Origin of the sequence: Pseudomonas viridiflava (assembly GCF_900602065.1) — a bacterium.
Lineage (GTDB): Bacteria > Pseudomonadota > Gammaproteobacteria > Pseudomonadales > Pseudomonadaceae > Aquipseudomonas.
On sequence record NZ_UWFN01000181.1, the window covers coordinates 48,482 to 66,717 of the forward strand.

Annotated in this window: 19 protein-coding genes; 13 read left to right on the plus strand and 6 right to left on the minus strand. The window is 56.4% G+C overall.

Features of this window, described 5'->3' with window-relative positions; translation table 11 throughout:
• Positions 1 to 27: 27 nt before the first annotated feature.
• The 6 genes from hisB (at position 28) to EE949_RS09365 (ending at position 4,341) form a co-directional block, all read left to right on the plus strand.
• Positions 28 to 621: an imidazoleglycerol-phosphate dehydratase HisB gene (gene hisB / locus EE949_RS09340; protein ID WP_027898918.1), complete on the plus strand. Its 594-nt coding sequence runs from the start codon at positions 28 to 30 to the stop codon at positions 619 to 621.
• Entirely contained in the window at positions 621 to 1,259 is a 639-nt protein-coding gene (gene hisH, locus EE949_RS09345; RefSeq protein ID WP_122397909.1) for an imidazole glycerol phosphate synthase subunit HisH, read from the plus strand. Before hisB ends, hisH begins: the two co-directional genes overlap by 1 nt.
• A gap of 5 nt (positions 1,260 to 1,264) precedes the next feature.
• Positions 1,265 to 1,525: a DUF2164 domain-containing protein gene (locus EE949_RS09350; RefSeq protein WP_087265827.1), complete on the plus strand. Its 261-nt coding sequence runs from the start codon at positions 1,265 to 1,267 to the stop codon at positions 1,523 to 1,525.
• Between the two features lie 106 nt (positions 1,526 to 1,631).
• Positions 1,632 to 2,369 carry a 1-(5-phosphoribosyl)-5-[(5-phosphoribosylamino)methylideneamino]imidazole-4-carboxamide isomerase gene (hisA, locus tag EE949_RS09355; protein ID WP_122664017.1) on the plus strand — a complete coding sequence of 246 codons (738 nt, stop codon included), beginning with the start codon at positions 1,632 to 1,634 and terminating at the stop codon, positions 2,367 to 2,369.
• Between the two features lie 204 nt (positions 2,370 to 2,573).
• Positions 2,574 to 3,344: an imidazole glycerol phosphate synthase subunit HisF gene (hisF, locus tag EE949_RS09360; protein WP_087265831.1), complete on the plus strand. Its 771-nt coding sequence runs from the start codon at positions 2,574 to 2,576 to the stop codon at positions 3,342 to 3,344.
• 220 nt (positions 3,345 to 3,564) lie between these two features.
• Complete coding sequence (locus EE949_RS09365; RefSeq protein WP_122664018.1) at positions 3,565 to 4,341, plus strand: substrate-binding periplasmic protein; 777 nt, start codon at positions 3,565 to 3,567, stop codon at positions 4,339 to 4,341.
• 29 nt (positions 4,342 to 4,370) lie between these two features.
• Here the strand turns inward: EE949_RS09365 and EE949_RS09370 are convergent, their stop codons facing one another.
• The 5 genes from EE949_RS09370 to gpmI all read right to left on the minus strand — a co-directional run bounded on the left by EE949_RS09370 (position 4,371) and on the right by gpmI (position 11,390).
• Complete coding sequence (locus EE949_RS09370; RefSeq protein WP_122664019.1) at positions 4,371 to 5,870, minus strand: trypsin-like serine peptidase; 1,500 nt, start codon at positions 5,868 to 5,870, stop codon at positions 4,371 to 4,373.
• Between the two features lie 373 nt (positions 5,871 to 6,243).
• Complete coding sequence (locus EE949_RS09375) at positions 6,244 to 7,035, minus strand: divergent polysaccharide deacetylase family protein (RefSeq protein WP_122664020.1); 792 nt, start codon at positions 7,033 to 7,035, stop codon at positions 6,244 to 6,246.
• A gap of 4 nt (positions 7,036 to 7,039) precedes the next feature.
• Positions 7,040 to 8,362 (minus strand): S41 family peptidase, encoded by a 1,323-nt coding sequence (locus EE949_RS09380; RefSeq protein WP_122664021.1) that lies wholly within the window; start codon positions 8,360 to 8,362, stop codon positions 7,040 to 7,042.
• A gap of 30 nt (positions 8,363 to 8,392) precedes the next feature.
• Positions 8,393 to 9,715, minus strand: coding sequence for a murein hydrolase activator EnvC family protein (locus tag EE949_RS09385; protein WP_122664221.1), 1,323 nt, complete (start codon positions 9,713 to 9,715; stop codon positions 8,393 to 8,395).
• Between the two features lie 142 nt (positions 9,716 to 9,857).
• Positions 9,858 to 11,390 carry a 2,3-bisphosphoglycerate-independent phosphoglycerate mutase gene (gene gpmI, locus EE949_RS09390; protein ID WP_122664022.1) on the minus strand — a complete coding sequence of 511 codons (1,533 nt, stop codon included), beginning with the start codon at positions 11,388 to 11,390 and terminating at the stop codon, positions 9,858 to 9,860.
• A gap of 206 nt (positions 11,391 to 11,596) precedes the next feature.
• On the opposite strand from gpmI, the gene EE949_RS09395 reads away from it, so the two are divergent.
• From EE949_RS09395 to secB, 3 genes are read left to right on the plus strand one after another with little or no spacing between them, the layout of a single operon-like run.
• Positions 11,597 to 12,010: a rhodanese-like domain-containing protein gene (locus EE949_RS09395; RefSeq protein WP_122664023.1), complete on the plus strand. Its 414-nt coding sequence runs from the start codon at positions 11,597 to 11,599 to the stop codon at positions 12,008 to 12,010.
• A 1-nt stretch (position 12,011) separates the two neighbouring features.
• Positions 12,012 to 12,260: a glutaredoxin 3 gene (grxC, locus tag EE949_RS09400; RefSeq protein ID WP_087265842.1), complete on the plus strand. Its 249-nt coding sequence runs from the start codon at positions 12,012 to 12,014 to the stop codon at positions 12,258 to 12,260.
• 49 nt (positions 12,261 to 12,309) lie between these two features.
• Positions 12,310 to 12,798 carry a protein-export chaperone SecB gene (gene secB / locus EE949_RS09405; protein WP_027898930.1) on the plus strand — a complete coding sequence of 163 codons (489 nt, stop codon included), beginning with the start codon at positions 12,310 to 12,312 and terminating at the stop codon, positions 12,796 to 12,798.
• 178 nt (positions 12,799 to 12,976) lie between these two features.
• Here secB and trmL read toward each other — a convergent pair whose 3' ends face one another.
• On the minus strand, positions 12,977 to 13,432 hold the full coding sequence (trmL, locus tag EE949_RS09410; protein WP_122664024.1) for a tRNA (uridine(34)/cytosine(34)/5-carboxymethylaminomethyluridine(34)-2'-O)-methyltransferase TrmL: 456 nt from the start codon (positions 13,430 to 13,432) through the stop codon (positions 12,977 to 12,979).
• Here trmL and EE949_RS09415 point away from each other — a divergent pair.
• The 4 genes from EE949_RS09415 to EE949_RS09430 all read left to right on the plus strand — a co-directional run bounded on the left by EE949_RS09415 (position 13,431) and on the right by EE949_RS09430 (position 18,212).
• Entirely contained in the window at positions 13,431 to 13,871 is a 441-nt protein-coding gene (locus EE949_RS09415; RefSeq protein WP_122664025.1) for a hypothetical protein, read from the plus strand. The two genes, trmL and EE949_RS09415, sit on opposite strands and share 2 nt — an antisense overlap.
• A gap of 900 nt (positions 13,872 to 14,771) precedes the next feature.
• The gene (locus tag EE949_RS09420) at positions 14,772 to 16,121 is read left to right on the plus strand and encodes an OprD family porin (RefSeq protein WP_122664026.1); all 1,350 of its coding nucleotides are present in this window, start codon (positions 14,772 to 14,774) and stop codon (positions 16,119 to 16,121) included.
• Between the two features lie 167 nt (positions 16,122 to 16,288).
• Complete coding sequence (locus EE949_RS09425) at positions 16,289 to 16,927, plus strand: peroxiredoxin (protein ID WP_122664027.1); 639 nt, start codon at positions 16,289 to 16,291, stop codon at positions 16,925 to 16,927.
• A gap of 319 nt (positions 16,928 to 17,246) precedes the next feature.
• Positions 17,247 to 18,212: a sulfonate ABC transporter substrate-binding protein gene (locus EE949_RS09430; RefSeq protein WP_122664028.1), complete on the plus strand. Its 966-nt coding sequence runs from the start codon at positions 17,247 to 17,249 to the stop codon at positions 18,210 to 18,212.
• Positions 18,213 to 18,236: the final 24 nt, after the last annotated feature.

The window sequence follows — 18,236 nt, forward strand, 5'->3', positions numbered from 1 at the left end:
TCGCCCAATGATTTTGCGGAGCTGGTGATGGCCGAACGTAAGGCGTACGTCGAGCGTAATACTCTGGAAACCCAGATCAACGCTTCGATCAACCTGGATGGCACCGGAAAGGCCCGATTCGATATCGGCGTGCCTTTTCTTGAGCACATGCTCGACCAGATCGCCCGTCACGGGCTGATCGATCTGGATATCAACTGTAAAGGCGACCTTGAGATCGACGATCACCATACGGTGGAAGATGTCGGTATCACTCTGGGTCAGGCTTTCAGCAAAGCTATCGGCGACAAGAAAGGCATCCGTCGTTATGGCCATGCCTACGTGCCGCTGGATGAAGCGCTGTCACGCGTAGTCATCGACTTCTCGGGTCGTCCAGGCCTGCAAATGCATGTGCCGTACACCCGCGCTGTTGTGGGCGGCTTTGACGTGGACTTGTTCCAGGAGTTTTTCCAGGGCTTCGTCAACCACGCCAATGTGACCTTGCACATCGACAACCTACGTGGCACCAACACTCACCACCAGATCGAAACCGTCTTCAAGGCCTTCGGTCGCGCACTGCGCATGGCGGTTGAGCTGGATGATCGTATGGCCGGGCAAATGCCTTCGACCAAGGGTGTGCTCTGATGCAGACAGTCGCGGTCATCGATTACGGCATGGGCAACCTGCACTCGGTTGCCAAGGCGCTTGAGCACGTTGGCGCTGGCCGGGTGCACATCACCAGCGACGCCAATGTGATTCGTGAAGCCGACCGCGTGGTGTTTCCTGGCGTGGGTGCGATTCGTGACTGCATGGCTGAAATTCGCCGCCTTGAGTTTGATTCGCTGGTGCGTGAAGTCAGCCAGGATCGCCCGTTTCTCGGTATTTGCGTCGGCATGCAAGCCTTGCTCGACAGCAGTGAAGAGAATGGCGGCGTGGATTGCATCGGCATGTTCCCCGGCCAGGTGAAGTTCTTCGGCAAGGATCTGCATGAAGACGGCGCGCATTTGAAGGTGCCGCACATGGGCTGGAACGAAGTTGCGCAGGCAGTGGATCACCCGCTGTGGCACAGCATTCCGGACATGGCGCGTTTTTACTTCGTGCACAGCTTCTACATTGATGCGGCCAATCAGCGTCAGGTTGTGGGGCGCGGTCACTACGGCGTCGACTTCGCCGCAGCGCTGGCTGACGGTTCGCGCTTTGCCGTGCAGTTCCACCCGGAGAAGAGTCATACCCATGGCCTGCAGTTGCTGCAGAACTTCGCCGCATGGGATGGTCGCTGGTAATCGTTATGGCCAAAGGTAAAAACAAGCCGCCGATCCTGACGCTGAGTGCCGAGCACGAGCAGCAGGCCATCGACAAGCTCAAGCGGCTGTTCTCTCAACGCTTCGAACTGGACCTGGGTTCGTTCGAAGTCGCCGAGGTGCTTGAGTTCTTTACCAGCGAGATTGCCCCGCATTATTACAATCGAGCGATTTTCGATGTTCAGCAGCACCTCAAAGAGAGGTTCGAGAGCATCGAGAGTGACCTTTGGGCGCTCGAGAAGAATTGAATAGAAGCAGCTTCAAGCGACAAGCCTCAAGCTGCAAGAATTGTCGGGTACGCATGCTTGCAGCTTATGGCTTGCAGCTTGTGGCTCTTTTGACGAAGGAAAAAGCATGCTGATCATCCCCGCTATCGATCTTAAAGACGGTGCCTGTGTGCGTCTGCGCCAAGGCCGGATGGAAGATTCCACTGTGTTCTCCGATGACCCGGTTGCCATGGCTGCCAAATGGGTTGATGGCGGTTGCCGCCGTCTCCATCTGGTCGACCTGAATGGTGCCTTTGAAGGCCAGCCGGTCAACGGTGACGTGGTTACCGCCATCGCCAAGCGCTATCCGACACTGCCGATCCAGATTGGCGGTGGTATCCGCTCGCTGGAAACCATCGAGCACTACGTGAAAGCGGGCGTCAGCTACGTGATCATCGGCACCAAGGCTGTCAAAGAGCCTGAATTTGTTGCTGAAGCGTGCCGTGCGTTCCCTGGCAAAGTGATCGTTGGTCTGGATGCAAAAGACGGTTTTGTGGCGACTGATGGCTGGGCTGAAGTCAGCACTGTGCAGGTCATTGATCTGGCCAAGCGTTTCGAAGCTGACGGTGTCTCTGCCATCGTTTATACCGACATCGCCAAAGACGGCATGATGCAGGGCTGCAATATTCCGTTCACGGCTGCGCTGGCTGCTGCGACGCGGATCCCTGTGATTGCTTCCGGTGGTATCCACAACCTGGGCGATATCCGTGCGTTGCTGGACGCCAAGGCTCCGGGGATCATCGGTGCAATCACCGGCCGTGCGATCTACGAAGGCACGCTGGATGTGGCTGAAGCTCAGGCGCTGTGTGACAGCTACCAGCGCTAAACCGCTTCTGACTTCCTGATACCTCGCTGTATGGCATTGACGCAGAACCTGTGGGAGCGAATTTATTCGCGAAAGCGGTGTGTCAGCCCCTGATTTATTTTCAGGCCTGGCCACTTCGCGAATAAATTCGCTCCCACGGAGATACACGTCCGGTTCGAGCAGTTGTGTGTTGTTCGATGGTTATCTGTTTCGGAGATTAAGCCCATGGCCCTGGCCAAACGCATCATCCCTTGCCTGGACGTCGACAACGGTCGTGTGGTCAAGGGCGTCAAGTTCGAGAACATCCGTGACGCTGGCGATCCGGTTGAAATTGCGCGTCTGTACGATGAGCAGGGCGCTGACGAAATCACCTTTCTGGACATCACCGCCAGTGTCGATGGCCGAGATACCACGTTGCATACCGTCGAACGCATGGCCAGCCAGGTGTTTATCCCGCTGACTGTGGGCGGTGGCGTGCGTACCGTGCAGGACATCCGCAATCTGCTTAACGCGGGTGCCGACAAGGTATCGATCAACACGGCTGCGGTGTTCAACCCTGAGTTCGTCGCCGAAGCCGCTCAGCATTTTGGTTCGCAGTGCATCGTGGTCGCCATCGACGCCAAGAAAGTCTCGCTACCGGGTGAAACCCCGCGTTGGGAAATCTTCACCCATGGCGGCCGCAAGCCAACGGGGCTGGACGCTGTGTTGTGGGCCAAGAAGATGGAAGATCTCGGTGCCGGTGAGATTCTGCTGACCAGCATGGATCAGGACGGCATGAAGAACGGCTTTGATCTGGGCGTAACCCGCGCAATCAGTGACGCGCTGGGGATTCCGGTGATTGCCTCGGGCGGCGTTGGCAACCTTCAACACCTGGCTGACGGTGTGATTGAAGGCCACGCCAGTGCTGTATTGGCAGCGAGCATTTTCCACTTCGGTGAATACACCGTACCGGAAGCCAAGGCCTACATGGCCGCGCGCGGGATTGTGGTTCGCTGAGATTCGCGTCCTCACTCTGTAGGCGCTGTCGAGCCCCGCGAGGCTGCGATAGCGGTGTACCTGATACGACGCGCTATCGCAGCCTCGCGGGGCTCGACAGCTCCTACGGTTCAAGTTGTGCTTAAGCTTTATCGGCGCTCTGTTGGCAATGCGCCATGTCTGCTGGACAAGCGCTTTTGAGCGCTGCACTCTGTCTGCCTTCAGCGTATGGAGAGCGCCAATGTTCAAATCCCGTTTTATTGCCCTTACGGCCTTTAGCGCTTTGCTCATTAGTGCCACCGAGGCTGCAATGGCCGACGACGCCATCGAGGCGCCGGGACGCGATTCCATTGTGCTGATGACCGAAAACCTGCCGCCCTACAACATGGCGATAGACGGCAAGAATTTCGCTCAGGAAAGTAACATTGAAGGCGTCGCTGCCGAAGTGGTGCGTGAGACCTTCAAGCGCGCCGGGATTGGTTACAGCATGACGTTGCGCTTTCCTTGGGAACGCATCTACAAGCTTGCTCTGGAAAAGCCCGGCTACGCGGTGTTTTCCACTGCGCGTTTGCCCGAGCGGGAAAACCTCTTCAAATGGGTTGGGCCAGTGGGTTCCTATGACTGGATCATGTTGGCCAAGGCCGACAGTCCAATCAAGCTGACCAGTCTGGAGCAGGCCAAGGCTTACCGTATTGGTGCATACAAAGGTGACGCCATCGGTGAACGGTTGCTGGCCCAAGGGCTGAACCCGATCCTGCTGCTGCGCGATCAGGACAATGCCAAAAAACTGGTCAACGGGCAGATCGACCTGTGGGCGGCGGGCGATCCGACCGGACCTTATCTGGCCAGAATTGAAGGCGTGACCGGTCTCAAGACCGTGTTGCGTTTCCATCATGCTGACCTGTATCTGGCCTTGAACAAGGCCACGCCCGATGAAGTGGTGAACAAGCTGCAGGCGTCACTGGACCAGCTGCGTGCGGAAGGCGTTGTGGATAAGATTCTGTCCCGATATCGCTGATACCCAGACCAGGTCCGTCCTTCAGGTTCTCAGCCCGCTTCAGGGTTCACCCTCTCCAACACATCCTCGCGAATGGCTGATGGTTGACCCGCATGGTCATAAGCGATGGTGCAGACTTTCGCCGGCAGCTGGTGAGGCCGCAAGATGAGCCTGCGCCACGCCCCCCTGTAACCTGTAGCGTCACTGCAGTCCGTGGAACTGACTGGCCCGACCTTGAGGGTCTGTTTACTGACCTGTTGTGTGTCGAAGTGCCATGTGATCACGTACGAGTCCGCCCGACGACTGATCTGAACCTGCGCTGGACTGGCCGGGCCTGCTGCTTGAAGCTCGGTGGCCAATGTCAGCGCGTTGCGCATCAGGCCGATAGAGGGGCGCTCGTCTGCTGAGTCGACACCTAGAATGCACAGCATATGTAAGCCAGTCTGCGGCCCTATTCGAGCATTGATCCTGACGTTTTCGGCCGTAATTGCCGGACTGTAGTCGCGCGGGTTTTCGCATTGAATGGCCTGGCGCACGGTTTTATAGCGATAGAACGGTTTGTCGATGGCAAAGGCCATATCCCAATCGGGGTAAATCTCTTTTCCCTCTGGGCTGAGCTTCACCTTGGTGTGGTATTTGGCGATGCCGCTCGGTTCGACTGAGAAGGTTGGAAACAGTGGGCATATTTCGGGGTCGGTCTGGAACTGGCCGGCCACGAAGCATTGGCGCAGGTAGCTGACGGGGTTGCCGAAGTTACCGCTCTGCCGGAGTGATGGCGTCTCATCCACCGGCACGACCGCTGCATTTTGGCCATTGCTGGACAGCGTCGTGGTGTTGAGCACCGCGACTATCTGGTTCGTCTCTCGAGTCAGCACCGGGCTACCGGAACTGCCCTGTTTGAGGTCCTGACACTGGTTTTTCACCGTATGACGCCACACCCATGGCTGTTCGATGAACTCATCAGATTGCTGCAAAGTGCAGGCGGCCATCCGTAAATAAGGACTTTCGAACCCCAATGGCGCACCGACGACGAGAATGTCCGCACCGGCTGCCGGCGTTTTCTGTGCGATGTGGAGAGGTTCAATCCCGGCTGCTATCAGCGAATCAAGCGAGGCGTGTAGCTCCACGATGGCAAGATCCACGCCTTGCATGCTGCTCCAGTTGACCCGCTTGAGAGGGTAGGGCTGTTGATGTTCCACCGTATCGGCGAAATAGTTAAACGTGATGGTCCCGGTCACGGGCAGATCAGTAATGATCACGCCGTTATCCTTTCGATACAGGCAATGGCCGCTGGTCAGCACATAGGCTGGGGTGGCGCTGGTGCTGTCGTCGGCTCGGGTGTCTATCAACGTCGCAGTGCAGGAGCTGCCGTCATCACTGCGAATCCGGCCGATGCTTTTCCAGTGATCGCTGTGAGCGTTCTGGTTGGTCAGGACTCTGGAAGGCGACAGGTTTTCCAGCCCGTCGCCGAAGTCTTTGGCATGCGCGCCAGCAGCCCAGAAGCACACGGCGAATGCACAACCTGTAAGCGCGGAGAATGTTGTTTTCATGGCTATCCTTGCATTGAAAACCCCGAAATGGGGAAGTCAGCGCATGTAGCCAGTAATGCGACGGGGGAGTGCGTTAACTATTGATCTGATGCATGGCAGCGTGTTTATCGCGAGCAAGCTCTGCTCCCACGGCATCGCGGCAACACTTGGAATAGCGCACAGCCTGCGGGAGATTCTATGTTTCTCTGCTGGCTCAACTCCCAGTGGGAGCGAATTTATTCGCGAAGGCGCCAGTACATCCGTAGCCTTTGTGTCGAATGAAATACCGCCTCGGTCGTTCCCATAGGTTGTGGGAGCTGAGCTTGCTCGCGATGACCACTGCACATCGCCTCGCGAACACGTTCAATCCCCCGGGTTTTGATGAACCCGATCCTTAGCGGTAAATCCCGTTCTTGCCGTGCCCTGCCATCGCCTGATTACCCCGCACACTGATCATCTGGCGCAGGTCGATCCACTCGATGCCCTGTGCTTTCAGGCGCGGTAGCTCGCGTTCAAGCACGTCGAGTGTCACGGGATAAGGATGACCAATCATCACCGCCGAACCCTGTTTACGGGCGAGCTCAATGGCAATATTCAGTTGCCGGGTGATGGCTTGCGGCGTGCGCTCATCATCGAGAAAGACATCCCGTGACACGCTGGCCAGTCCGATTTTTTGCGCCTCGGCTGCCGCAACGGTTTTCGCGCTGGTGCGGCTGTCGACGAATAAAAGATGACGGCGCTGCAGTTCGGCCATCAACCACCCCATGGCTACAGGCTCGGCGGTCATGCGGCTGCCCATGTGGTTATTGATCCCAGCGGCGTACGGGACTTTGAGCAGCGCAGCGTTTAGCCTGCTTTCCAGTTCGGCAAGCGGGAGCTCGGGATGCCAGGCATAGGGGCCAGTGGCTGGGTCCATAGGCATGTGCAGTATGACGATCTTGCCAGCACGATGGCCCTGACGGGCGAACTCGGTGGCGTGAGGGGTATCCGGCATGATCGCCAGCGTGACGGGGCCGGGCAGGGCAAGTACGCGCTGATCCCGGGCCGGATTCTGGCCCAGGTCATCGATGATCAATGTGAGAAACGCCGTATGAGGCTTGCCGCCCTGCGTGGCTGGCGCTGCGTGAGCAACGCCAGTCAGGACGCATAGAGTGGCCAGCAGCCAACCCGCCAGGAATACACGCATGGCCTTAGTTGCCGCGCGTGATACTCAGACCCTTGAGCAGGCTCAGAGCCTGGCTGAGCTGGAAGTCATCATCCTGCGGACGGGCCTTGGCTGCGCCGCCTTTGACCGTCGGCTTGTCCGCACCGCCGTTGCCGTTGCCCAGGTGACCGAGCAGATCGGCTTCCTTGTAGGCTTCGCCATCCGCTTCGTTGGTGACTTTGGCGCGGCGTACCACGATGTCAGGGTTGATGCCCTGCGCCTGAATCGAACGACCGTTAGGCGTGTAATACAGCGCCGTGGTGATTTTCAAGGCGCGGTCGTTGTTCAGCGGCAATACGGTTTGCACCGAGCCTTTACCGAAGCTGTCAGTACCCATGAGGATGCCGCGCTTCTGGTCTTGCAAGGCGCCCGCGACAATCTCCGAAGCGGAGGCACTGCCACCGTTGATCAGCACCACAAGCGGTACGCCTTCGCTGGCATCCGCCGGGTCAGCCGAGAAGCGCAACTCGGAGTTGGCAATGCGGCCCTTGGTGTAGACGATCAGGCCCTTGGTCAGGAAGTGGTCAGCCACTTCAACGGCCGATTGCAGGACGCCGCCAGGGTTATTACGCAGGTCAAGAATCAACCCGCTCATTTTCTTGCCGTTGTCCTTGCGGAATTTGGCCAGAGCCTTGCCGACCTCATCACCGGTCTTGACCTGGAACTGGGTGATGCGGATATAGCCGTAGCCATTTTCCAGCATCTGCGCCTTGACGCTCTTGACCTGAATGGTCGCCCGCGCCAGCGTCACGTCGAACGGGTTACCACCGTCGCGGACCAGCGTCAGGGTGATCTTCTCGCCGATCTTGCCGCGCATCTTGTCGACCGCTTCCTGCATGGTCTGACCTTGCGTCGGTGCGCCGTTGATCTTGACGATCAGGTCACCGGCTTCGATGCCAGCCTTTGAGGCTGGCGTGTCGTCGATCGGGGAGACGACTTTCACGAAGCCGTCTTCAACACCGACTTCGATGCCCAGCCCGCCAAACTCACCACTGGTGCTTTCCTGCAGCTCCTGAAAGTCTTCAGGGCCCAGATAAGCCGAGTGTGGGTCGAGGTTGCTGAGCATGCCTTTGATGGCGTTTTCCAGCAGCGTCTTGTCGTCAACCGGCTCGACATAAGCAGCTTTGACCCGATCCATGACCTCTGCAAAAGTGCGCAGCTCATCGAGCGGCAGCGGCGCCTTGGCGGTAGTCGCCGCAGGCGGAATAGCGGCTGGCGCTGCTTTGACTTCCGCAGCCTGCGCCAGTGGAGCGCCGATGACGACGGCAATAGCGAGGGCCAGCGAGGTGAGGCGGGACAGATACGGCATGTCTAACGAACTCCTGAAGGTGGAACCGACTTATCCTTGAGTGCGGCACCATTGGGCCGGATCACTAGGGCGACCCTGCTGACGAATAGCGAAATACAACGCCGGTGTGTCCTGTCCACCACTGTTGCCTACAGTGGAGATAGCTTCACCGGCTTTAACAATGTCTCCGGCTGCCTTGAGCAACGTCTGGTTGTGCCCATACAGACTCAAGTAACCGTTGCCATGGTCGAGAATGACCAGAAGCCCGGCGCCGCGCAACCAGTCTGCGAAGACCACCCGACCGCCGTGTACAGCATGTACCTGACTACCAGCCGATGCGCTGATCATGACGCCGTCCCATGTAGAACGAGCGTCATCACCACGAGCTTCACCGTAGCGTGCCAGTAATCGACCATCAACTGGCCATGGAAGTTTGCCTTTGGCTGCAGAGAATGCGCCGCCGTATGAAGCGCCAGCGCTGGAAACCATGGCGCCGGGTGCTTTTGCAGGGCGTCGTGGTGCGTCATCGCTGTCGGTTCTGCTGCTGTTTTTACTACCGCTGCTGGCTTGTGCCTGAGCTTCACGCTGACGTTTTTCTTCAGCCTCGCGCTCCGCAACCAATGCTTTCTGTCGGGCTTCTTCGGCTTCTCGGGCCTGCCGCGCCAACGTTTCTTCAATGGTTTTCAGGACTTTGCCAAGTTCAGCCTGTTCCTGTTGGCGCGCCTGCAGCTTTTGATCCCGTGACTTGTAGTCCTGATTGAGCTTGGCAAGCGCCTGTTGACGCTCCTGGCGAACCTTGTCCAGCTCTTCGTGCTGAGCTTCCAGCGTGCTCTTCTGCACCAGCAGTTGCGCCTGCTGCAGGTCGATGTCTTTTTCGACTCCCGCCAACTGGCGCAGTGTTTCGTTAAAGGTGCGCAACTGAGTCAGGCGAGCCTGGCTCATGTAATCGTAGTAGGTCAGCGTCCGGGCAAACTTTTCAGGATGCTGTTGATTGAGCAGCAGCTTCAGGTATTCCTGCCGGCCGCTTTGATACGCCGCGCGGGCCTGAATGGCGATCAGCCGTTGCTGTTCAACGCGTGCGCTCTGGAGTTTGCTTTTTTCCTGGTTGAGCCGATTGAGCTCGGCTTCGGTCTTTTTTAGTTCCTTTTGCAGGACCTCGACCTGCTTTTCCAGCTTACCCATGTCGGTTTCGGTACCGCGCAGGTCCTTTTGGACTCCGGCTTTCTCTTTCTGTAAATCGCCCAGGGCTTTTTGCAGCTCGGCGACATCCTGACGCGCAGCGTCAATCTGTTTCTGGGTGAGCGCCCGCTGATCGTCGGCAAACGCCGGATTGAGCAGGCAGATCAAAGCAAGGGTGATCAAGGCGCGAAGCATGAGGGTGGGCGATACCGAGGAATTGTGAAAAAAAGTGTCAGGCTTAGTATGCCCGGCACACGCTGCAAAAAAAACGCCTCGCTTGAGGCCATTCATAGAAAAAACCGGCATGTGGCTATGCGACATGCCGGTGTGGAGCTTTTTACGCGTCAATCAGGATCGAGTGGCCGGTCATCTCTTCCGGCTTTTCCAGACCCATGAGTTTCAGCATGGTGGGCGCTACATCAGCCAGAACCCCGCCTTCGCGGACTTTCAGATTGCGCTTGCCTATATAAACGAAAGGCACTGGCTCGGACGTGTGCGCGGTGTGCGCCTGACCTGTGTGGTCGTCGGTCATTTGCTCGACGTTGCCGTGGTCAGCGGTCAGCAAGGCTTCGCCGCCGACCTTTTCCAGCGCATCAGTGATACGCCCGACACACACGTCCAGGCATTCAACGGCCTTGATCGCTGCTTCCATGATGCCGCTGTGGCCGACCATGTCGCCGTTGGCGTAGTTGACGACGATGACGTCATAACGCTGATGCTCGATGGCATCTACGATTTTATCGGTGACTTCCGGCGCGCTCATTTCTGGCTGCAGGTCATAGGTCGCAACTTTCGGCGAGGGAATCAGGATGCGCTCTTCGCCCGGAAACTCATCTTCGCGGCCGCCTGAGAAGAAGAAGGTCACGTGAGCGTATTTCTCGGTTTCAGCGATGCGCAGCTGAGTCTTGCCGTTGGCGGCCAGGTATTCACCCAGCACGTTTTTCAGGCTGCCTGCTGCAAATGCGGACGGCGCAGGGATACTGGCTGCGTATTGGGTCAACATCACATAGTTGACCTTCGGCTGGCGGGCGCGCTCGAAGTCCTTGAAATCGTCTTCGACGAATACACGGGTAATTTCCCGGGCACGGTCGGCACGGAAGTTCATGAACACCACGGCGTCGCCGTCTTCGACGGTGACCTTGTCACCAATGCTGGTGGCTTTAACGAATTCATCGTTTTCGCCACGTCCGTAAGCCGCTTCCAGGCCCGCTACGCTGCTGGCGGCGTTGAACTCCGAGGTGCCGTCGACAATCAGGTTGTAGGCCGCGGCGACACGGTCCCAACGGTTGTCGCGGTCCATGGCGAAGTAACGACCGATGATGCTGGCTATCCGGCCTTTGCCCAGGCGGGCAAAAGTGGAGTCCAGCAGTTCGAGTGATTTCTGGGCGCTACGTGGTGGTGTGTCGCGACCGTCGAGGAAGGCATGCAGGTAGATCTTTTCTGCGCCACGCTGGGCGGCCAGTTCAGCCATTGCAACCAGATGATCCTGGTGGCTATGAACGCCGCCGTCCGACAGCAGGCCAAGGATATGCACGGCCTTGCCTGCACCGACGGCTTTATCTACCGCGCTGCAAATAGTCGGGTTCTGAAAGAACTCGCCATCACGAATGGCTTTGGTGACCCGGGTGAAATCCTGATAAACCACGCGTCCGGCGCCCAGGTTCATGTGCCCGACTTCGGAGTTGCCCATCTGCCCGTCCGGCAGGCCGACGTCCATGCCGGAACCCGATATCAGGCCGTTGGGCATAGACTTGTACAGGCGGTCCATGACCGGCATTTTGGCTGCCAGAATGGCGTTGCCCTCGTGGCTCTCGCTGTGTCCGAAGCCGTCCAGAATGATCAGGACCAAAGGTTTTGGCGTGGTAGTCATAGAACCCACTCGTGGCTAAAAAAGTAAGTTGGAAAACAGACCGGCATTTTAGGGGCTGTTGATCTTCAATTGCGAGCCGCGATGCCGGAGTTATCGGTTCTGGCGCGATGTCGTCTGAGCTTGATTGACCTCATTGTCTGACGGACTTTGGCCGACCTTGGCTGCTGTGTATACTGGCCGACATTTTAACGCCCTGGAACCTACTGATGCTTCAGCACCTGCTTGCTTTTGCTACCAACCACTATTTGATCACTGGCGCTTTCGTCATCCTGCTGGGGATGCTGATCGCCTACGAATTGAGCAAGGGCGGTCGCAGCCTGAGCACGGGCGAACTGACTGCGCTGGTCAACAAGGATCAGGCTGTGGTCATCGACATTCGCTCCACCAAGGATTACGCGGCAGGCCACATCGTGGGTGCCCTGAACTTCCCGAATGACAAAGTCCTGACCCGCACCAGCGAGCTGGAAAAGCACAAGGCCAAAACCCTGATCATCGTCGACGCCATGGGCCAGCAGGCTGGCTCGGTCGCACGTGAGCTGCTTAAATCCGGCTTCACGGCTGCCAAGCTATCCGGCGGCGTATCCACCTGGCGTGCAGACAATCTGCCATTGGTGAAGTGAAATGGCTGAAGTCATCGTCTATTCCAGCGATTATTGCCCTTACTGCACTCGCGCCAAGCAATTGTTGCAGAACAAGCATGTGTCTTTCGAAGAGATCAGAGTCGATGGCAAGCCGCAAGTTCGCGCCGAAATGGTGAAAAAGTCCGGCCGCACCTCTGTTCCGCAGATATGGATTGGCTCGACCCATGTGGGCGGCTGCGACGATCTTTTCGCCCTGGAGCGCGCCGGCAAGCTCGACGAGCTGCTCTAAGCCAGACTCCAACCCCCTTTCCAGAACTTAAACGTTAAAAGGACCCGAGATGACCGATCAACCGACCAACGGCACCGCTACCAACGAAGAAGACGCACCGCAATTTTCGCTGCAGCGTATTTACGTTCGTGACCTGTCGTTCGAAGCGCCAAAAAGCCCTGCGATCTTCCGTCAGGAATGGACGCCAACTGTCAGCCTCGACCTGAACACTCGTCAGAAGCCGCTGGAAGGTGATTTCTACGAAGTAGTGCTGACCTTGTCGGTTACCGTTAACAACGGTGACGAAGTGGCTTTCATCGTTGAAGTCCAGCAAGCCGGTATCTTCCTGATCAAAGGCCTGGACCAGGGTTCGATGAGCCATACGCTGGGTGCTTTCTGCCCGAACATCCTGTTCCCGTATGCTCGCGAAACCATCGACAGCCTTGTAGTACGCGGTTCGTTCCCGGCGCTGATGCTGTCACCGGTGAACTTCGATGCCCTGTACGCGCAAGAACTGCAACGCATGCAGGCTGCTGGCGAAACACCTACTGTTCAGTAAGCGTTATCGCAGCATCAAAAAAAGCGCCTTTTGAGGCGCTTTTTTGTGGGGTATGAAGGCGTTGAAATATGACCTGTGGGAGCGAATTCATTCGCGAAGGCGGTGAGTCAGACTCCGATGATGGTGACTGACACACCGCCTTGGCGAATGAATTCGCTCCCACAGGGAAAGACCACGTTTACTTGAACCCCAACTGCCGCCAGCCCTCATACACTGCCACGGCAACGGTGTTGGACAGATTCAGGCTCCGACAGCCCTCGCGCATCGGCAAGCGCAGGCGTTGATCGGAGGGCAGGGCGTCCAGGACTTCAGCAGGAAGACCACGGCTCTCAGGGCCAAACAGGAAGGCGTCGCCGTCCTGAAAGCTGGCATCGTGGAAGGGGCGTGAGCCTTTTGTGGTAAAAGCAAACAACCGCGGGTGACCGATACTTTCCAGGCAACTGGCCAGGTCGGAATGGGTCTGCAACGTGGCGAACTCGTGATAATCGAGCCCGGCGCGGCGCAGGCGTTTGTCATCCAGTTCGAAGCCCAAAGGCTCGATCAAATGCAGGGTGCTGCCCGTATTGGCGCACAGCCTGATGACATTGCCGGTATTCGGCGGAATTTCTGGTTGAAAAAGGATGACGTGAAACATGCACGGCTCCGAGCTGAAGAATGGCGAGCATTCTACCCTTGAAGATGATCCGCGGCCGAAGCTATGGCCAAAGGTTTTAGGTTCACTGGCTATTGTCGGGCTTATGGTCGGCTTGATGATCGGCCGGCTGACCGAGCCTGCTCCGCTTGAGCTTTTACAAATCGAAGAGCGACCTACAGGCCTCGCCTTGTGGTTCAACCGTGATCCGGAGGTTTTGCCTGAGCATGTGGATGGCACATTTGCCCTGCGGTTTACGGCAAAGGGTCAGCCATGGCGTGGGCAACTGAAAGTCGACGGGAAGGATGTGCGCTGGAGGCTGGAGCGAGACAAGAGGGATTTGCTGCTGACTCTGCTAGCGGCCCGCCCGCTTCACGGTGACTTGCACGGTGAGAAGCTGGACGGGCGCTGGAGACTGGAGGTCAGTCTCCGAGAGGAATAAAAGAGGGGAATCCCCGGCCTGCCTGTACCAAGGTCCCCAAAACTGGTGATACGGAACCTATTGCAGGCGGCGTGCCAGTTTTGAAATTTCTTGTTTTAAAAAGTCCTGTCGTTGTGTTTTTAGCTGTTCAAAGCCCCATTCTGCGGGCTTTCTGGCTGTTTCATAAATTTATCGCCATCACGTTCAGGGCCCATTCAGCCCCCCTGAGATTTTCCGCAGGACGTTTTGCTGTGTGTGAATCGCGCGTCGTTATGGTGCAAAACATTCTGGTGATGCACGGTTTAACGACTTTTCCTGAGGGGTAGTGGCGACAACGGTTTTCGAGTTTTGTTCGCCTCATTCCCGGGAGTGGTCTCGGAATGGGCCCCAAAATCGTCCGACAGAAGGTCTTGAAACGACCGTTTCAAAGTTTTTTCGAGATAAATTTCAGGCGCATAGAGACAAGTGGTGACAACTGTAACAATTGCCACTATACCCTGTGCGCCTCAATGATTTCGGGGGCTTGAGTGTTCATTGAGATGTTTCAGTTGTGCTGATTCTCTAGAGCAGGCGGCCTGCTTTTTGCTGTCCGACGTACCAGTCAGAATGATCTGACGAATGGCAGTGAAATATTATTTAGGAATTAGTGAAACAGCTCGATACACTCAAGGACGGAAGGATCCGACATGGTGTGTGACATATAACCGATAGGTCTTAAAAGCTTAGTAATAATTCTTTTTCGATTTGTTGAATGTTCACTACCCTGCGACCACCGATTCATCGGTGGCCATTGGTCTTGAGGCGCTGGTTAACCATTGGCTTCGGTCGGGTTTGGCGCTAACCGTAAATTTTTGGGTCAGAGCGCCCCACGGGCCTCGGCACCAGAAATTATAAAAAATTAAGATTCACGAGGAGCGATTCATGAAGAAGTCCACTCTGGCCCTGGCTGTAGCCTTCGGCGTTATGGCTCAGCAGGCTGGTGCAGCAGGTTTTCTGGAAGACAGCAAAGCGTCGATTAGCTCGCGTACGCTGTACTTCAACAACGATCAGCGCGAAGGTACTGTTGACCGCAACGAAGAAACCGCAACTGGTCTGAAATTCGACTATCTGTCCGGTTTCACGCAAGGCACCGTTGGTTTTGGTCTCGACGTCCAGGCGCTGGTAGGCATCCACCTTGATGGCGGCCGTGGTCACCGCGCAAGTGCGTTGAACGGTGGCGTCACTCCTAGTGATACCGATGGTTCTGCTGTAGATGAGTGGTCTCGTCTGGGCGCTAACGCCAAGGCTCGTTTCTCCAAAACAGAACTGCGTCTGGGTAACGCTTTGGCACCGAACCTGCCAATCCTCGTTTCCAACGACGGTCGTTTGCTGCCAGCTGCTTACCAAGGCGGTATTGTTACTTCCAAAGAAATCGACAACGTCACTTTGACTGCTGGTCAGTTGAATGAGTCGATCGGCCGTGCGTCGAGCAACTGGACTGATCTGTCTGTTGCTGGCGGTACTGAAGGCAGCAACCAGTTCCGCTTCGCTGGTGGTGACTGGAAAGTCACTAAAGACCTGACCTTGCAGTACTACTACGCCAATCTGGAAGACTACTACAAGCAGCACTTCCTGGGTCTGGTACACGTATTCCCGATCTCTGAAGACCAATCGTTCAAGACTGACTTGCGCTACTTCAACAGCAGCAAAGATGGCAAGAATGGTGATGCTGGTTACATCTTCAACAACAACGGTGGCTACGCCAAGAACGCCAACGAAGTTGATAACCAAACCTGGTCCGCGATGTTCACCTATAGCTTGGGTGGCAACGCATTCATGCTCGGTCACCAACAGGTCGGCGACGACGGCGGCATGGTTTTCCTGAACCAGGGCAGCGTTACCAAGAACGGCACCAACATTAACGAAGGTAACGGTGGCTCCAGTGTTTATCTCTTCACTGATGCCATGATCAGCAACTTCACCCGTGCCGGTACTAACTCTACTTTTGGTCAGTACTCGTATGACTTCGCGCGCGCTGGTGTTCCTGGCCTGAAGGCTTCTATTGCCTACATCCATGCTGAAGACATCAAAGGCACTGGTCCAACAGCGGGTCGCGAGTTCTCCGAGTGGGAACGTGACATGCGTATCGACTACGTGATTCAGAGCGGTCCGTTGAAAGGCTTCGGCACTACTGTTCGTCACGGTTCGTACCGCGCTGATGCAGACTTGGCCGGCGCCACCGACGCCGATCAAACCCGTGTGATCTTCAACTACACCTACGCTTTCAAATAAGCCTGGTCAGTTGAAAAGGAACCCCGCTTCGGCGGGGTTCTTTTTGCCTGAAATTTCATATCTCCAAACGCTATATCCAAAGCGTTATCTATTCTTTTTAATTTCTAGCGAAGGAGCGCAAAGTGGCTTCAATGAATTAGCAACCATCACAACAAGGAGCCACATCCATGAGCTTGCGACTTGGCGATATCGCCCCTGATTTTGAACAGGACTCCAGCGAAGGTCGTATTCAGTTTCACGAATGGCTGGGTAATAGCTGGGGTGTCCTGTTTTCCCACCCTGCTGACTTCACCCCGGTGTGCACCACCGAACTGGGATTCACCGCCAAGCTTAAAGACGAGTTCGCCAAGCGTGGTGTAAAAGCCATTGCACTGTCAGTGGACCCGGTTGATTCCCACATCAAGTGGATCGGCGATATCAACGAAACCCAGAACACCACTGTCAACTTCCCGATCCTGGCCGACGCTGACCGCAAAGTGTCCGAGCTGTACGACCTGATCCACCCGAACGCCAGTGAAACCCTGACCGTGCGTTCTCTGTTCGTGATCGATCCGAACAAGAAGGTCCGGCTGACTATCACTTATCCGGCGAGCACCGGGCGCAACTTCAATGAGATCTTGCGGGTCATCGATTCCTTGCAACTGACCGACAACTACAAAGTCGCGACCCCCGCTAATTGGGTGGACGGCGATGAAGTAGTGATCGTGCCTTCGCTCAAGGATGAAGACGAGATCAAGCAACGCTTTCCTAAAGGCTACAGAGCCGTCAAGCCGTACCTGCGTCTGACGCCACAGCCTAATCGCTGAATCACCCTTCCACGACAGATGGGGTTAGCTTGGGCCGATTCGTCGGCCCTTTTTTATGCCTTAAGTTCGACTTTCTGTAGGAGCTGCCGAAGGCTGCGATAGCGGTGCTTCAGGAAAATTGCCTTCGCAGCCTTCGGCAGCTCCTACAGATAATCCAACAACTTCCTGCATATGCATTTAAAGAATAACCAAATGAAAAAATAAGATTTATAGATATAAAAAATCACTGATATGGTCACTGCAATTCAACAAAACCCTCACACCTTACTCGTCCGCCAACGGGCCAGCAGGTGCCACTGAATTAGCAAAGGAGCGCGCCATGCGCACAGCTATTTTGCGTCAAGGTTTGGTCGCTCTGTTTGCCGCAGCGGTCGCCTTCGGCGCTGTTACCCAGGCTCAGGCCGAGACCTTGCGTATCGGTTATCAAAAGTACGGCACGCTGGTGCTGCTCAAGGCCAAAGGCACGCTGGAAAAGCGTCTCGCCGAGCAGGGCGTGCAAGTGCAATGGACCGAGTTCCCCGGTGGCCCGCAGCTGCTTGAAGGTCTGAACGTCGGCTCAATCGATTTCGGTGTGACGGGCGAAACGCCGCCGGTGTTTGCTCAGGCCGCGGGCGCTGATCTGGTGTATGTCGCCTACGAGCCGCCTGCGCCGACCAGTGAAGCGATCCTGATACCCAAGGATTCACCCATCACCTCTGTGAAAGAGCTCAAAGGCAAGAAAGTCGTCCTCAACAAAGGCTCCAACGTGCATTACCTGTTGGTAAAAGCCCTTGAAGATGCGGGTCTGAAATACACCGATATCCAGACCGTTTTCCTGCCTCCGGCCGATGCCCGTGCAGCGTTCGAGCGTGGCAGCGTGGATGCCTGGGTCATCTGGGATCCGTACCAGTCAGCTGCCGAGCAGCAACTGCAAGCGAAAACCCTGCGCGATGGCACCGGGATTGTGGATAACCACCAGTTCTATCTGGCAACCAAGCCTTACGCTCAGAAGAATCCGAAAGTCATTCAGGCGCTGATTGAAGAAGTTCGCTCGGTCGGTGAGTGGTCCAAGGCTCACCCGGAAGAGGTGACCAAGCAAGTTGCACCGTTGCTCGGCTTGCCTGCGGATATCACCCTGACTTCGGTTAAGCGCCAAGGCTATGGAGCGTTGTTCCTGACGCCGCAAGTTGTGGCCTCTCAGCAAAAAATCGCTGATACGTTTTATCAGCTCAAGTTGATTCCAAAGCCGCTGAACATCGCGGATGTGGTCTGGACGCCGCCCGCCGCTGTCGCGAAAGCGCCGTAATCAGCCGGACCCTGAGGAGACAAC

Coding starts and splice junctions, on each gene's coding strand:
- EE949_RS09370 (WP_122664019.1), bottom strand. CDS start 5,870: ATGAAAACAACATTCTCCGCGCTTACAGGTTGTGCATTCGCCGTGTGC.
- hisH (WP_122397909.1), top strand. CDS start 621: ATGCAGACAGTCGCGGTCATCGATTACGGCATGGGCAACCTGCACTCG.
- hisA (WP_122664017.1), top strand. CDS start 1,632: ATGCTGATCATCCCCGCTATCGATCTTAAAGACGGTGCCTGTGTGCGT.
- EE949_RS09380 (WP_122664021.1), bottom strand. CDS start 8,362: ATGCCGTATCTGTCCCGCCTCACCTCGCTGGCCCTCGCTATTGCCGTC.
- EE949_RS09415 (WP_122664025.1), top strand. CDS start 13,431: ATGCACGGCTCCGAGCTGAAGAATGGCGAGCATTCTACCCTTGAAGAT.
- hisB (WP_027898918.1), top strand. CDS start 28: ATGGCCGAACGTAAGGCGTACGTCGAGCGTAATACTCTGGAAACCCAG.
- EE949_RS09375 (WP_122664020.1), bottom strand. CDS start 7,035: ATGCGTGTATTCCTGGCGGGTTGGCTGCTGGCCACTCTATGCGTCCTG.
- EE949_RS09365 (WP_122664018.1), top strand. CDS start 3,565: ATGTTCAAATCCCGTTTTATTGCCCTTACGGCCTTTAGCGCTTTGCTC.
- EE949_RS09420 (WP_122664026.1), top strand. CDS start 14,772: ATGAAGAAGTCCACTCTGGCCCTGGCTGTAGCCTTCGGCGTTATGGCT.
- EE949_RS09385 (WP_122664221.1), bottom strand. CDS start 9,715: ATGCTTCGCGCCTTGATCACCCTTGCTTTGATCTGCCTGCTCAATCCG.
- EE949_RS09350 (WP_087265827.1), top strand. CDS start 1,265: ATGGCCAAAGGTAAAAACAAGCCGCCGATCCTGACGCTGAGTGCCGAG.
- gpmI (WP_122664022.1), bottom strand. CDS start 11,390: ATGACTACCACGCCAAAACCTTTGGTCCTGATCATTCTGGACGGCTTC.
- EE949_RS09425 (WP_122664027.1), top strand. CDS start 16,289: ATGAGCTTGCGACTTGGCGATATCGCCCCTGATTTTGAACAGGACTCC.
- grxC (WP_087265842.1), top strand. CDS start 12,012: ATGGCTGAAGTCATCGTCTATTCCAGCGATTATTGCCCTTACTGCACT.
- secB (WP_027898930.1), top strand. CDS start 12,310: ATGACCGATCAACCGACCAACGGCACCGCTACCAACGAAGAAGACGCA.
- EE949_RS09430 (WP_122664028.1), top strand. CDS start 17,247: ATGCGCACAGCTATTTTGCGTCAAGGTTTGGTCGCTCTGTTTGCCGCA.
- EE949_RS09395 (WP_122664023.1), top strand. CDS start 11,597: ATGCTTCAGCACCTGCTTGCTTTTGCTACCAACCACTATTTGATCACT.
- hisF (WP_087265831.1), top strand. CDS start 2,574: ATGGCCCTGGCCAAACGCATCATCCCTTGCCTGGACGTCGACAACGGT.
- trmL (WP_122664024.1), bottom strand. CDS start 13,432: ATGTTTCACGTCATCCTTTTTCAACCAGAAATTCCGCCGAATACCGGC.